At 44.2% G+C, this 14,896-nt stretch carries 15 protein-coding genes; all 15 read left to right on the forward strand.

Annotated features, from left to right (window positions below):
- Positions 1 to 167: 167 nt before the first annotated feature.
- Entirely contained in the window at positions 168 to 1,568 is a 1,401-nt protein-coding gene (miaB, locus tag AB5123_RS09195) for a tRNA (N6-isopentenyl adenosine(37)-C2)-methylthiotransferase MiaB (RefSeq protein ID WP_368364726.1), read from the forward strand.
- A gap of 36 nt (positions 1,569 to 1,604) precedes the next feature.
- On the forward strand, positions 1,605 to 2,015 hold the full coding sequence (locus tag AB5123_RS09200) for a YlbF family regulator (protein ID WP_022287374.1): 411 nt from the start codon (positions 1,605 to 1,607) through the stop codon (positions 2,013 to 2,015).
- A gap of 216 nt (positions 2,016 to 2,231) precedes the next feature.
- On the forward strand, positions 2,232 to 4,847 hold the full coding sequence (gene mutS, locus AB5123_RS09205; protein ID WP_022287373.1) for a DNA mismatch repair protein MutS: 2,616 nt from the start codon (positions 2,232 to 2,234) through the stop codon (positions 4,845 to 4,847).
- A 9-nt stretch (positions 4,848 to 4,856) separates the two neighbouring features.
- A complete protein-coding gene (locus tag AB5123_RS09210) occupies positions 4,857 to 5,210 on the forward strand; it encodes a TIGR04076 family protein (RefSeq protein WP_256320227.1) in 354 nt (117 codons plus the stop codon).
- 14 nt (positions 5,211 to 5,224) lie between these two features.
- The gene (gene mutL / locus AB5123_RS09215; protein ID WP_368364727.1) at positions 5,225 to 7,303 is read left to right on the forward strand and encodes a DNA mismatch repair endonuclease MutL; all 2,079 of its coding nucleotides are present in this window, start codon (positions 5,225 to 5,227) and stop codon (positions 7,301 to 7,303) included.
- A gap of 21 nt (positions 7,304 to 7,324) precedes the next feature.
- Positions 7,325 to 8,269, forward strand: coding sequence for a tRNA (adenosine(37)-N6)-dimethylallyltransferase MiaA (gene miaA / locus AB5123_RS09220; RefSeq protein ID WP_337777504.1), 945 nt, complete (start codon positions 7,325 to 7,327; stop codon positions 8,267 to 8,269).
- 72 nt (positions 8,270 to 8,341) lie between these two features.
- Positions 8,342 to 8,584, forward strand: a complete 243-nt coding sequence (gene hfq / locus AB5123_RS09225; protein WP_022287370.1) for an RNA chaperone Hfq — start codon at positions 8,342 to 8,344, stop codon at positions 8,582 to 8,584.
- Between the two features lie 14 nt (positions 8,585 to 8,598).
- Positions 8,599 to 9,834 (forward strand): HlyD family efflux transporter periplasmic adaptor subunit, encoded by a 1,236-nt coding sequence (locus tag AB5123_RS09230; protein WP_117856579.1) that lies wholly within the window; start codon positions 8,599 to 8,601, stop codon positions 9,832 to 9,834.
- Positions 9,782 to 10,528, forward strand: coding sequence for a YggS family pyridoxal phosphate-dependent enzyme (locus AB5123_RS09235; protein WP_022287368.1), 747 nt, complete (start codon positions 9,782 to 9,784; stop codon positions 10,526 to 10,528). Before AB5123_RS09230 ends, AB5123_RS09235 begins: the two co-directional genes overlap by 53 nt.
- Before the next feature lie 2 nt (positions 10,529 to 10,530).
- Positions 10,531 to 10,980, forward strand: a complete 450-nt coding sequence (locus AB5123_RS09240; RefSeq protein WP_242989556.1) for a cell division protein SepF — start codon at positions 10,531 to 10,533, stop codon at positions 10,978 to 10,980.
- 2 nt (positions 10,981 to 10,982) lie between these two features.
- Entirely contained in the window at positions 10,983 to 11,765 is a 783-nt protein-coding gene (locus tag AB5123_RS09245; RefSeq protein WP_117856578.1) for an RNA-binding protein, read from the forward strand.
- A 19-nt stretch (positions 11,766 to 11,784) separates the two neighbouring features.
- Positions 11,785 to 12,561: a DivIVA domain-containing protein gene (locus tag AB5123_RS09250; protein ID WP_117856577.1), complete on the forward strand. Its 777-nt coding sequence runs from the start codon at positions 11,785 to 11,787 to the stop codon at positions 12,559 to 12,561.
- Positions 12,562 to 12,617: 56 nt separating this feature from the next.
- Complete coding sequence (gene lspA, locus AB5123_RS09255) at positions 12,618 to 13,133, forward strand: signal peptidase II (RefSeq protein ID WP_117856576.1); 516 nt, start codon at positions 12,618 to 12,620, stop codon at positions 13,131 to 13,133.
- Complete coding sequence (locus tag AB5123_RS09260) at positions 13,120 to 14,037, forward strand: RluA family pseudouridine synthase (protein WP_347503131.1); 918 nt, start codon at positions 13,120 to 13,122, stop codon at positions 14,035 to 14,037. Before lspA ends, AB5123_RS09260 begins: the two co-directional genes overlap by 14 nt.
- A gap of 17 nt (positions 14,038 to 14,054) precedes the next feature.
- The gene (locus AB5123_RS09265; protein ID WP_337811877.1) at positions 14,055 to 14,876 is read left to right on the forward strand and encodes a Cof-type HAD-IIB family hydrolase; all 822 of its coding nucleotides are present in this window, start codon (positions 14,055 to 14,057) and stop codon (positions 14,874 to 14,876) included.
- The last annotated feature ends 20 nt before the right edge of the window (positions 14,877 to 14,896 follow it).

Here is a 14,896-nt window from a genome sequence, read left to right on the forward strand (position 1 = left end):
TTTATTTTATCAGATTTTTGCCTATCTCTCTTTTCTTTTTTCTTAATTTTGTCCAATATCTATTGTAGCACTACAACCTGTTTGGCTCTTCGCTCCCAAAACGCTTGACAAGAAGCCTTAAAAGATTTATAATTAAAAGGAATGTACGAAATGAAATGAGGATATCAATGACTGAGAATTTTTCGGAAATAATAAATGAGGAAACCGCTTCGCAGAAGCTGCTCCAATGGTCTGGTGAATACGAAAGAACTTGCGGTCACAAGCCGCTTGCCCTTATCCATTCATACGGCTGTCAGCAAAACGTCAGCGACGGTGAGAAAATAAAAGGTATGCTCTCAAAGGTGGGCTATGACTTCACATCCGATGTGAACGAGGCTCAGCTTATATTGTATAACACCTGCGCTGTAAGAGAAAATGCCGAGGACAAGGTGTTCGGCAAACTTGGCGACCTTAAACATCTCAAAGAAAACAATCCCGAGCTTATTATAGGTATCTGCGGCTGTATGGCTCAGCAGAAGCACGTTGCCGAGAAGATAAAAAAGACCTACCGTCAGGTGGATCTTGTTTTCGGAACTTTTGCATACAACGATATGTATAATATGCTGTGGGAGATAATATCAAAGCATGACAGGATATTCAATCTGTCAGAAAATCATGTTGACATAAACGAGGACTTTTTACAGCTCCGTGACGATAAGATAAGAGCCTTCGTGCCTATCATGTATGGCTGCAACAATTTCTGCACCTATTGCATAGTGCCTTACGTCAGGGGCAGAGAACGCAGCAGAAAGCCTGAGTCCGTTATCGCAGAGGTAAGAGCACTTGTGAAAAACGGCTATAAGGAAATAACACTGCTTGGTCAGAACGTTAATTCCTACAGTTATGGTTTTCCTGAGCTTTTGAGAGAGCTTGACAAGATAGAGGGCGATTTCCGCATAAGATTTATGTCAAGCCACCCAAAGGACGCAAGCCATGAGCTTATTGACGCTATACTTGAGTGCAAAAAGGTGTGCAAGCATTTGCATCTTCCTGTGCAGGCAGGCTCAGACAGGATACTAAAGCTTATGAATCGCCGCTATACCACGGCGGATTATCTGAAAATAATCGACTATGCCAGAAGCAAAGACCCTGAGTTTTCATTCACAACAGACCTTATCGTTGGCTTTCCCAGTGAAACATACGAGGAGTTCTGCGAAACTAAGGAGCTTATCAAAAAGGTAAAGTACGATAATATCTATTCTTTTGTGTATTCAAGACGAAGCGGCACAAAGGCTGCCGAAATGGAGGATCACATCTCAGATAAACAGAAGGGTCTGTGGCTGAGAGAACTGCTTTTGGAGCAGAGAGAGGTGTCAACAGCGTGGCTTTCAAGATTTGTGGGAAGAACTGTAACTGTGCTGCCAACAGGTGAGGGCAGAACTGGCGCTGATTATCTCACAGGCAAGAGCGACGAGGATATGATCGTCGAGGTGAAAGCAGATAAAAAATATATCGGTAAATTCATTCAGGTTCGCATAACAAAAGCAATGAACTGGGCTTTGAGAGGCGAGCTTGTTGAAGATAAATAACAGCGAAAGCTGAATAATATTTAAAGGAGAATTACCATGGATGTAATTGAAATGACAAGAAAGCTTGGACAGGCTATTCAGGAAGACGAGAGATACAAGGCTTATATGGAGGCTTGTTCTATCAATGATACAGATGTTGAGATACAGAACAAAATAGGCGAGTTCAATCAGCTCCGTTCACAGCTCAGCGTTGAGATGCAGAAGCCTGATAAGGACGGCGAGAAGATGACAGCACTTGACACTCAGATCAGAGAGCTTTATGACGAGATCATGGCTATGCCTAAGATGATCGCATTTAACGAAGCTAAAGAAGTTATGGATAAGCTCCTCGGCTCTGTAAACTATATCATCTCAATGGCTGCAAACGGCGAAGACCCAATGACTTGCCCAGAGGAAGCTCCTCATAGCTGTTCAGGAAGCTGCGCATCATGCGGCGGCTGTCACTAAGACAGTATCAAAAAACGAATAACAGTCAGGGGGAGCTTATCCCCCGTCTGCCCGAATCCGAAGATACCTTCGGACTGGGGCGGATAATTTCTATGGCGATATGACACCAAAAGTGTTCGTATCGAAAAAACAAGTAGGGGCGAACAGTGTTCGCCCGCATTTTGAAAGCATGAGAATATTGCGGTATGATAAATTTATGAAACGGAGTGAGTTTGAGTGGAAACCAAAGATATAGATTTTTCAAAGCTGTCACCTATGATGAAGCAGTATTTTGAAGTAAAGAACAAATATAAAAACCATATACTGTTCTACAGACTGGGAGATTTTTATGAAATGTTCTTTGATGACGCTATCATTGCGTCAAGAGAGCTTGAGCTTACTTTGACAGGTCGTGACTGCGGACTAGAGGAAAGAGCGCCTATGTGCGGTGTGCCTCACCACGCCTGCGACGTTTATCTGAAAAAGCTTATAGAAAAAGGCTACAACGTGGCTATCTGCGAGCAGACCATGGACCCTGCCATGTGCAAGGGCATAGTGCCGAGAGAGGTCATAAGAGTAGTCACCCCCGGCACGCTTATCGAAAGCAGTATGCTTGATGAAACGTCCAACAACTATATCTGTGCATTTTATATGAGAGCCAAGGAAAGCGCATTGTGCCTTGCGGATATTTCCACAGGCGAGGTGCATCTGTTTGAGTTTGAGGGCAAGGAAATGACAAGCTCGGCTATAAATGAGCTGTCGAGATTTTCACCTGCGGAGATTCTTATAAATGACGCTTTTCTTTCAAATAAAGAGCTTTCAAGCTTCATAAGAGAAAAGCTCAAGACCAGCGTTCAGCTTTTGGAGGAGAACGATTTTTCCCCTGAGATACATACAGAAGAGGTGCTGAAACAGTTTTCCACAAACAGCCTTGAATCTATTGGCGTTAAGCCTGACACAGTTGCAGCATTTGCAGTGTGCGGACTTTTTGCATACATACACGATACACAGAAAGCACTGGTGGGCAGATTTTCCGAGATAATAAAGCATGACGCCGACCCTATCATGACTATCGGCTTTACCGCAAGAAGGAATCTGGAGCTTACAGAAACTCTCAGAAATAAAGAGAAAAAAGGCTCGCTCCTGTGGGTGCTTGACCATACCAAAACTTCCATGGGCAAGCGTATGCTAAAATCCTTCCTGGAACAGCCCCTTGTCAATCCTGCAAAGATAATCGACAGACTTGACGCTGTTGAACAGCTCACAATGAAGCCTGTTGAACTTGGAGAGCTAAAGGAGATACTGGGAGGAGTCTATGACCTTGAAAGACTCATGACAAGGGTCATGTATAAGACCGCTACTCCTAGAGATCTTAAATCACTGTCGCTGACAGCACTTAAACTCCCTGAGATAAAGGAGCTTCTCAAAGGTTTTGATTCAAAGCTTCTTGCAAACTGCAACAATAAAATATCCACCCTTGAAGCTATCTCAAACCTTGTTGAGAACGCCATTGTTGACGAACCGCCTGTTAATGTCAAGGACGGCAACGTTATCAAAGACGGCTTCAACGAACAGCTTGACGGACTGAGAAATATAATCTCAGGAGGCAAGGGTATAATTGATGATATTGCAGAGCGTGAAAGAGAAAAAACTGGTATCAAGAATCTGAAAATAGGCTATAACCGAGTTTTCGGATATTATATCGAGGTAACAAAGTCTTACTATGACCTTGTGCCTGACAACTATATAAGAAAACAGACCCTTGCCAACTGCGAGCGTTTTATCACGGACGAGCTTAAAGTCGCAGAGAACACTATCCTCGGTGCAAGCGATAAGATAGTTACTCTTGAGCAGGAAATATTTGCGGAGATAAGAGATTTTGCCGCCACACAGCTTAGACTTGTGCAGGAAACTGCCACAGCAGTGGCTCAGATAGACGTGCTTTGCTCGTTTGCAACTGCGGCGGTGAACAATAACTATACAAAGCCTGAGATAGCCATTGACGGCATTATTGATATCAAAAACGGCAGACACCCCGTTGTTGAGCTTATGCAAAAAGACGAGGTGTTCGTGCCTAACGACACATATCTTGATCTTACAAGCAACAGAATGGCTGTCATCACAGGTCCGAATATGTCAGGTAAATCAACATATATGCGTCAGGTTGCTCTTATCACCCTTATGGCGCAGATAGGCTGTTTTGTGCCTGCGGACTATGCAAAAATATCTGTGGTCGACCAGATTTTCACAAGAATAGGTGCGTCTGACGATCTCACCGCAGGTCAGTCTACCTTCATGGTGGAAATGAGCGAGGTTGCAGATATCGTAAAGCACGCCACCAAGAACAGCCTTGTTATCCTCGACGAAGTGGGCAGAGGTACTTCAACCTTTGACGGTATCTCCATTGCAAGGGCAGTGTCGGAGTATATCTCCACCAACAGATCAATGGGCTGCAAGACCCTGTTTGCAACACACTATCATGAGCTTATAAGCCTTGAAAAAGAGCTTGACGGCGTGAGAAATTTCTCCGTCGCAGTAAAGCGTCAGGGGGATAGTATCAAGTTCCTTAGAAAGATAGTTCCGGGCGGAGTTGACGAAAGCTACGGCATAGAAGTTGCAAAGCTTGCGGGACTGCCGAACAAGATAATAAACAGAGCCAAAGAGCTTCTCGAACAGCTTGAAGCGGAAAACAAAAAGGCAAGACTTGCCGCTCAGCAGATAGAAAGCGACCAGATATCCTTTGACAAAATAAGCGACAGCATCGTTACTGACAGACTTAGAAAAACCAACATAGACGAAATGACCGACAGCGAGCTTAGAGATTTTGTGAAAGACTTGCTGAAATATGTTTAGGTGAGTGTTATGAAAAAGTGGTATGACGAGGAATATGAGTTTGAAATAGAGGTCACGGGCTTTCTCCGTGGCGACCATACGGAAAGATATTGCCGAAACGGCGAGGAGATAGGGGATAAATATTTCTGCACCTATGGCTGTCCTGTGAATAAGGACGGCTATGGCATTTGCAGTAAAACAATGATGATGCTTTATCCCATTATGGAAGCTGTCCGCAGTGGGGGAGATCTCACTAAGATAGGTGGCGACAGCAAATATACAAAAACTATCGTCTGTCCTGACGGCTGTGTCATGTTCCGCTTGACAGCAAAACCGACAGGCAAGGAGAATTTTCATACAGGCGGCTTTTGGAAAGAGCCATAGAAAAGGATAGAAAAATGTCAGAAATAAAAGTTCTGAGCAAGGAAGTTTCCGAGCTTATTGCGGCAGGCGAGGTAATAGACAGACCTGCTTCAATAATAAAGGAACTTCTTGAAAACGCAATAGACGCAGGTGCGAACGTCATAACAGTTGAGATAAAAAACGGTGGCCGCACCTATATAAGAGTGACGGATAACGGCAAAGGTATCTCAAAAGATGATCTGCCTATAGCCTTTCTTCGTCATGCAACAAGTAAGATATCAGTAAAAAATGACCTTGACAGTATTATGACCCTCGGCTTCAGAGGTGAAGCACTTGCTTCTATCTGTGCAGTATCCAAGGTAGACGTGCTTACGAAACGTCCCGAGGAGGATTACGGCACGCATTATGTTATCGAGGGCGCAGTGGAAAAGACCTGCGAGGAGTGCGGCTGTCCTGACGGCACAACATTCGTTGTGAGGGATATTTTCTATAATGTCCCTGCAAGACTAAAGTTTCTGAAAAAGGACGTTTCAGAGGGCAATTTTGCCGCAGACCTTGTTACAAAGCTTACCCTTTCACACCCTGAGATATCATTCAAGTTCATCAGGGATAATAAAGTTGAGATATTGACAGCAGGGGACGGCAAGATATATTCCGCAGTTTATTCAGTTTATGGCAGAGATTTTGCAAACTCCATGCTTGAAGTTGACTATACATGGCAGGGTATGCACATAACAGGCTTCACTGTGAAGCCTCTGTCTGCAAAGCCTAACAGACGTTTTCAGAATTTCTTTGTAAATAAAAGATATGTGAAGTCAAGGGCTTGTGCGGCGGCACTTGAAGAAGCCTACAGAAATCTTCTTATGACGGGAAAATTCCCGGCTTGCGTGCTTTATATCGATATCCCACCGAATACCATAGATGTGAACGTCCACCCTACTAAAATAGAAGTGCGTTTTTCAGACGAAAAGCTTATGCACGAGGCTGTGTTCTTTGCGGTGAAAAATTCCCTTATGAAGAATGACAGACCTAATGAGATGCACCTTGAAAATAGACGGAATTTCACCGACAGAGAACTTTTTGATATACCTAAAAAAGATAACAGCGTTCAGCTTAAATTCGCCATGGAGGATAATAGTCAAAAGCCTGCCGTGCAAAAGACTGAAACGCCTGCACCGATACCGCAGGCAGAGAAGCAGTACGATAATTCGTACAGCTATCAAACACCTGCACCAACGCTTAAAACAGTCGAGAGCAGGAGCATTACGCCTGAGGAGAAAGAAAAACTCAGCGGCAGTGACGATATGTTCCTTGCAAGCCTTGAACAGCCTGCAAAGAAAGAAACAGCTGTCACAGAGCTTTCAGGCCCTGAGCCGAAGCCCCATAAGGTGACAGTGGAGGAGATAAACAAGGCGATAAGCGAGATACCTCTCCCCGAAGAGCCGGAGGAGCAGAGCGGAGAAGCTTTCAAGTTTATCGACGCTCAAAGCTTCACAAAGAAAAAGCCTGTTTCCGTTATCGTGGAGGAGAAAGAGCCTGAAAAGCCGAAGCCTGTTGTGGTGGGCGAGCTTTTCAAGACCTATGTTGTGGCACAGGTGGGGGACGAAATGATACTTATGGATAAGCATGCCGCCCATGAGAGATATATTTTCGAGAGGATAAAAAGCGATGCCGAACAGCTTGAAACGCAAATGTTCCTAGAACCTATCATGGTGTTGCTTTCCTATGACGAGTATGACGCTCTCACCGCAAACCTCGATAAGGTGTCACAGCTTGGCTTTGAGATAGAGCCTGACGTTGCGCCAACTGTTGCAGTAAAGGGCGTGCCTATCATTCTTGGTGACGATAACCCTGCTGATATAATCAGCGAACTTGCAAAGAATTTTATCGAGAATAAACTCAATCCGCAAATAGAGCTGTTTGACGACCTATACCATTCTATCGCCTGCAAAGCGGCAATAAAGGCGAACGATACCAACAGCGGAATAGAATTGCAGGCGCTAGTGAACGCCGTTTATGGTCAGGAAAATATCAGATATTGCCCTCATGGCAGACCTGTTATGATAACCCTCACCAAAAGAGATATCGAAAAGCAGTTCAGACGAGTTCTATAAAAAATGCAGGAGGCGAAAGCTATGGAAAATAAAATACCTCTCCTTGTCATTGCAGGGCCTACCGCCAGTGGAAAGACCGCCTGCGCAGTGGAGCTTGCAAAGATATATGACGGTGAGATAGTTTCCGCAGACTCTATGCAGATATATAAGGGTCTGAGCATCGCCACTGCAAAGCCTACCAAAGAGGAAATGCAGGGCGTGCCACATTATCTTGTAGATTTTCTCGAGCCTGAGCAGGCTTTTTCCGTGGCAGACTATGTGAAGCTCGCAGGTGAGCGTATCAGAGAGATACACAGCCGTGGCAAAGTTCCTATTCTCTGCGGGGGAACAGGACTATATATAAGCTCACTTGTGAACAACGTAATCTTTGACGATACCGAAACGGACGGTTCAGTCAGAAAACGTCTTGAGGAGGAAGCCAAGACGCTGGGCGGTCACGCTTTGTGGGAAAGGCTCAGAGAGGTCGATCCCGAAACTGCGGAGAAAGTCCATGAGAACAACCTGCCAAGGGTCATACGAGGACTTGAAGTCTTTGAAACTACAGGTATACCGCTTTCACAGCATAAGGTGAACAGCCGTCGTGAGAAGTCGCCATATAACGCCTGCATTATCGGTCTTACAGCTTCCGACAGACAGTATCTCTATGACCATATAAACCGCCGTGTTGACATAATGGTGGAAAACGGGCTTATAGAGGAGTGCAGAGTTTTTTATGACAGCTTTACCCCTGCTACAGCTTATCAGGCGATAGGCTATAAGGAGCTCGTGCCGTATTTTGAAGGCAAAGCTGAGCTTTGTGAATGCCTCGACAAAATCAAACAGGAAAGCCGTCATTATGCCAAAAGACAGCTTACTTGGTTTAGACGAGTTGACGGAATTCAGTGGGTGGAAACAGATAAATTTGATAGTTTTCAAAAAATTATAGAAAATATCAAAAATATTATAGCCAAATCGGAAATTATGTGATATAATATAATTTGAAAGATTTTATAGTAAAAAAGCAATACATTGCTGTAAAAATTTTTAGGAGTGTTATTTATGAATAAGAATCTTAATCTTCAGGACGTTATACTCAACCAGATCAGAAAAGACAAGATAGCGTCTACTTTTATCCTTATGAACGGCTACCAGTTCAAAGGCGTTGTAAAGGGCTTTGACAGCTATGTTGTAGTTCTCGATTGCGAGGGCAAGCAGAACATAGTTTATAAGCATGCTATCTCAACTATCGTTCCGTCAAGATATATCAACGTTCTTGACGCCGCAGGCAATTCAGATATTTAAGAGGGCAGTAAAAAATGAATTCTCTGACCGTTAAAATACTTACCGGTCTGCTTTCTGTGCTGATAATCACAACTATCGGCAGTCAGATATACAGTGCACTTACAGAGCGTCATGATACCGAGGAAGCTGTGCTTGTTACTATCAATGAGGATATTGCTTTTAAGGGCGTTATAATCAGAGATGAAAAGGTGGTCACCTATGACGGCGGCGGAGTTTTGGATTATACCTATTCCGACGGCAGTAAAATATCTGTTGGCAATACCATAGCGTCAGTTTATTCTTCTGAGGACGCTGTTACAGCGAAAAACAAGATAAAGATACTTGAAAGCGAGATAGCCGCCCTTGAAAGAGCACAAAATCCGGGTACAACGAATTATGTTCAGCCTGAAACGCTCAAAAGCAAGATAGATAAGGAATATAAGGAGCTTCTCTCATATTCTTCTCAGGATAATTTCTCTGAGTTTGCAAAAACAAGAGAGGATATGTCCCTTGTGATGAATATTTATAATATCGTCACAAAGACCGAGCAGAGCTATGACGAAAGGATAAGCCAGCTTCAGGCGAAAGTAAAGGAACTGGAGGAACAGACCTCAGGCTCAGGAAAAACGATCACTGCTGACGAAACAGGCTATTTTGTTTCCTATGCAGACGGCTATGAGAGCGAGCTTACTATGGAGAACGCTTCCCAGCTCACTGACAAGGATATCCAAAAGGTCATCGACCAGCCTAGTAAGGACGCACCGAACGCCATTGGCAAAATGTTTTCCGACTATTCATGCAGGATAGCAGGGATCATGGAAAACGATAAAAGGATAACAGAGGGCGCATGGCTTAGAATGACGCTCAGTACCACAAAAAACATCTATGACGTTAAGGTGGAGTCTGTTAAGCCTTGCGAGGACGATGAGAACAAAGTGGTCGTCGTGCTTTCCTGTGACAGACTTGACGAAGCTCTTGTTGAGTCAAGAGTGCAGTCTGCGGAGCTTATCTTCGACGAGTATCAGGGTCTTAAAGTTCCAAGAAGTGCGATACGTTTTCAGGGCGATCAGAAGGGCGTTTATGTGATACTCGGCAAGGACGTTACCTTTAAGAAGATCAATGTTATTTATGAGGGCGATGATTATGTGCTCTCTGAAAATACCTCAAACGAGGATTATCTGCTGCTTTACGATCAAATTTTGTTAGAGGTGGTATCAGATGAAGATGTGCAGCAAAGTAGATCAGACAGCAACGCTGTCACCTCAGGATAATTATTTTCCGGAGGTTCTTGAAAACTGTAAGGAAATATGTTATAATGTAGAGAACGCCAAAGCAAAATGGCGTAAGCCTGACGAAGAAGTCAGGATAATGGCTGTCACAAAGACAGTGCCGCCTGAAAAGGTGAATTTCGCTGTGGCTCAGGGCTTTAAGCTGCTGGGCGAAAACAGGGTGCAGGAGTTTCTTTCCAAGAAGGAAGCTTACGATAAAAGTGCAGAAGTGCAGTTTATCGGACATTTGCAGACCAATAAGGTGAAATATATAATCAATGACGTTACTCTGATACAGTCTGTCGATAACCTGAAGCTTGCTCATGAGATAAGCAGGCTTGCAGTGAAGAATAATAAAACTATGAACGTCCTTGTGGAAATAAATATAGGCGACGAGGCTACTAAAAGCGGCGTTTCCGCTGAAATGGCTGAGGAGCTTGTAAGACAGACAGCGCAGCTGCCTAACGTTTCCGTAAAGGGACTTATGGCTATCCCTCCTGTTGGCTCAGGGGAGGACGTTTTTGAAAAAATGCACGGTATCTTTCTTAGTGTAAAGGAAAAGGATATACCGAACGTGTCTATGGATATTCTCTCAATGGGAATGTCTGGGGACTATGAGCTTGCCATAAAGCATGGCTCAAATTTGGTGAGGATCGGAACAAAGCTTTTCGGAGCTAGAAAATATTTGGAGGATTAAAAATGGGTGCAATGCAGAAATTAAAAAATCTCTTTGTAGGCGAAGATGAACTTGAGCAGGAGGACGCAATGTATCAGCAGCCGATGTATGAGAATAAAACAGAATACAACGAAGCACCAAAGAACACAGGTGCATATGGCAATAACGCACGTCCGGTAAGAATGGAGCAAACCACGACTTTGCAGATAGTTCTTGCAAGACCAAACGATTTTTCAGAGGTCAAGTCTATCGGCGGCGATATAAATGAGGGAAAGACAGTTCTTCTTAACCTGGAAACTGTAAAGAGCGAGGACGCAAAGAGAATACTTGACTTTATCTCAGGCGTTGCGTATGCAAATGGTGCAGACATCAAGATGATGGCTCAGAAAACTTTCGCTATCATGCCTAGAAACGTTGGCTTCTCAGGAGTTGACCTTATGAGCGAGCTTGAAAATAACGGCTATAGCTTCTAAAAATGGCTCGTGCTAAATATCAGTTTTTGCCCGACCTGTCTGAGGACGATATCCGTCTGTTAGACAGAGTGTCCGATTGGATAATGGCGGCTGATGAAAAGTATATAACAAAATTTTCTGCGTTTCTCGATGAAAGGCAGTGCCTGCTGTGCGAAAAACTCATGGCGTCTGTGAAATATGAGAATTATAGGCTTTGGGGCGGATATGAAAACGCCGCAAGGCGTATGCTGTGCGTCTATCCTGAATATGGCGAGGCAGAAAGTGAGGATTTTCCTATCACTGCAATTACACTGCTGTATCGCAAAGAGGATAAAATAACTCACAGAGATATCCTAGGCTCGCTTATGGGACTAAGAATAAAAAGAGACAGCGTTGGCGACATTCTTGTGGGAGAGGGAAAGTCAGCGGTGTTCCTGCGTTCTTCTGTGGCAGGCGAGGTTACAAGCGCCCTGACGAAGGTCGGCAGAGCAGGAGTAAAGCTACAGGAGGGCTATGACGGCAGTATACATATTGAGCAGAAAACTCAGGAAATAAGCGGTACTGTGGCTTCCATGCGTGCAGATTGTATCTTAAGTCTTGCAGCAAGGATATCACGAGAAAAGTCAGCACAGCTTATAAAAAACGTGGGCATCGAAATAGACCATATGCCGAAAAATTCACCGAAAATACCTCTTGAAGAGGGCTGTACATTTTCAGTGAGAGGATACGGAAAATTCAAGCTGCTTTCAGTTGACGGCACAACTAAAAAAGACAGAATACATATAACTTTAAATAAATTTGTGTAAAGATCACGGAGGTCCTAGTATGTTAAATCCAAATAATATTAAAGGAAAAACTTTTGATACCGAGAAAAACGGTTATTCAAAAGAAGACGTAAAAGAATTTCTCGGGCAGGTAGCCGAGGATTATGCCGAAGTAGTAAAGGCAAATCAGGATACCGAAGCTAAGATAATCAAGCTCGTTGAGAAGATAAACGAGTACAGAGAGGACGAGGAGGCTATCCAGCAGGCTCTTGTCGTGGCTCAGAAAGAGTCAAATAAGATACTTACTGAGGCCAAAACTCAAGCTCACGATATGATCGAATCTGCCAAAACAGAGCAGGTAAGACTCGCAGAGCAGAGTGCCTCTGAGTGTGAGAGAATAGTTAAGGAACATAAGGAAAAGTGCGCTGAGCTTATCAGAACTAATACCGAGATAACAGAAAAGAAGATAAATGAAGTAAGAGCCGCTTATGACGAGGAGCTTGCTAAGTTTGAAAACCTCAAGGCTGAGGTAACTCAGTTCAAGGCTGACCTTACTCAGCTTTATAACAAGCAGATAAGACTTATTATGGAAATTCCTGCGTCCGAGCCTGCCGAGGATACAGCAGAGGAGTATGAGGAAGAAGAAACAGTCGAGGAAACTCAGGAAGCTGTAGAGGAGCAGGCAGAGGAAACAGCTGAGCCGGAGGAAACTGTTGAGGCTGAATCTGCACCTGTTACTGACAGTGAGCACGTTGAGAAGATACTTAACACTGGTTCTTTCGACCCTGTTATACCAAAGACAGCTCCTGCTGAGCTTAAATTTGGAAAAAATAATTAATATCAAGGCTCTGTTTTCCGCAGAGCCTTACTGTTCATAAATGGAGTAGGGAATAGATGTTTGTAATTTCGCTTGTTATCATGGCAGTTCTCGTTGCCGCCGACCAGCTCATAAAGCTCGCCGTGACAAATAACCTGCCGTTGAATGGTCAGCCTGTGGAGGTCATAAAGTTCGGCAGCTTTAAGGTGTTCAGCCTGACGCATATAAGGAATACTGGTGCAGCATGGAGCATGATGTCAGGAAAGACCTGGTTTCTTATCGGTCTGCCTGTTGTCGTACTGATCGTGGCGGTGATCTATATGTATAAGATACGCAAAGGCTCAAAGCTGGAGCTTGTGTCGCTGGCTATGGTGCTTGCAGGCGGTATCGGCAACCTTATCGACAGAATAAGGGTAAAAGAAGTTGTGGACTATATCAAGTTCGAGCCTATCAATTTCCCTATCTTCAACTTTGCGGATATCTGTATCGTTATCGGCGGAATTCTGTTCGTCATCTGTTTTTGCTTTCTTGACGAAAAGAAAAAGCCCATTCGTGACGATATAAAGGTCAAAGACGAAAATGACAAAGCTTGATTTTATTGCCACTGCTGAGCAAACAGGCGAGCGTATCGACAGATTTTTGTCAGCGCAGGATACAGGTCTTACACGTTCTGCTGTGCAGAAGCTTATCGAGGACGGTGGCGTCACAGTTGGAGGCAAAAAAGTATCGAAAAATTATAAGCTGCATAATGGTGACAGCGTTGAGATAATTATTTCTGACCCCGTGGAGCTTGACGTCAAGCCACAGGATATCCCCGTGGAAATAGTCTATGAGGACAGCGAGCTGCTCGTGGTGAATAAACCTAAAGGCATGGTGGTGCACCCTGCCGCAGGCAATCCCGATGGCACTTTGGTGAACGCATTGCTTTATCATTGTCAGGGCAGGCTTTCTTCAATAAACGGCGTCATTCGCCCTGGGATAGTTCATAGGATAGACAAAAATACAAGCGGTCTGCTGATCGTTGCCAAGACCGACAGCGCACATAACTTTCTTGCGGCTCAGATAAAAGAGCATAGCTTTACAAGAGAGTATGAAGCTGTACTCACAGGCGGTCGCCTAAAGACTCCTACCGGCACTGTGGACGCACCTATCGGCAGAAGCAAATATGACAGAAAGAAAATGTGCGTGACAGAGCAAAACTCCAAACACGCAGTTACCCATTATGAGGTGCTGGAGGAGTTCGGGCAGTGTTCACTGGTGAAATTCCGCCTTGAAACAGGTCGAACCCACCAGATAAGAGTACATTCCGCCTATATCGGTCACCCTGTCTACGGCGACGATGTTTACGGCAAAGCTGTAAAGGGAATCGAGGGGCAGTGCCTCCACGCAAAGAAAATTGGTTTTATACACCCTGCGACCAAGGAATATATGGAGTTTGACAGCGAATTGCCCGATTATTTTCAGGCGGTGCTGAAAAAACTCAGAGCAGGGAATTGACCCACGGAAGTGATTTTATGTTTGAAGATATATCAAAAGTCCTGCTTATAACGGATATGGACGGAACTTTTCTCCCCGCAAGCAAGATACCTACCCCGAAAACTCTCGCCGCTGTCAAGCGTTTTGAAGAGGCTGGGGGCAGATTTTCTATCGCTACAGGCAGAGCCATTCAGGCGGCCAGACAGTATTTTGACATGGTGAATGTGAATTGTCCTATCATAATGTCAAACGGTGGAATGGTCTACGATATCCATACGAAAGAGCAGATATATAACGTCTTTCTGCCAAGCTTTGCGGCGGATATCGTCAAGGAGATACTTGCCGATAATCCTTATGTTGGCTGTGAAGTGCTTACTGTCAACGAGGTCTATGTGCCAAGCATGACCCCTATGGAAAAGCGCCATAACGAGATCTGTAAGCTCATTCCCATTCAGTGTGCCGTTGACGAGATACCTGACAAGAACTGGTATAAGGTGCTTTTTGCAGTTGAGCCTGAGCGTATGGACGAGCTTATAAACTATGTGGCAAAAAAAGGCTACAAAGGTGTAGATTTTGTGCGTTCAAGTATCGAGTATTACGAGATACTTCCACAGAATATATCAAAAGGTACGGCTCTTGAGGAGCTGAGAAAAGCTTGTGGCATGGAGGATTTTACTTTCGTGGCTGCAGGCGACTATAATAATGATATTGAACTTCTTCAAGCGGCTGACGTGGCATATTGCCCGTCAAATGCGGCAGAGGAGGTCAAAAAGGTTGCGGATAAAGTCTTTGAGCAGTCCTGCGAGGAGGATTTTATTGCCGCAGTCATAGATGAAATTTTTGAAAAACTGAAGAAATAATATTTTTTTGGAGGTCAAAA

The organism is Ruminococcus sp. RTP21204st1_B2_RTP21204_210225, assembly GCF_040914135.1.
Classification (GTDB): domain Bacteria; phylum Bacillota; class Clostridia; order Oscillospirales; family Ruminococcaceae; genus Hominimerdicola; species Hominimerdicola aceti.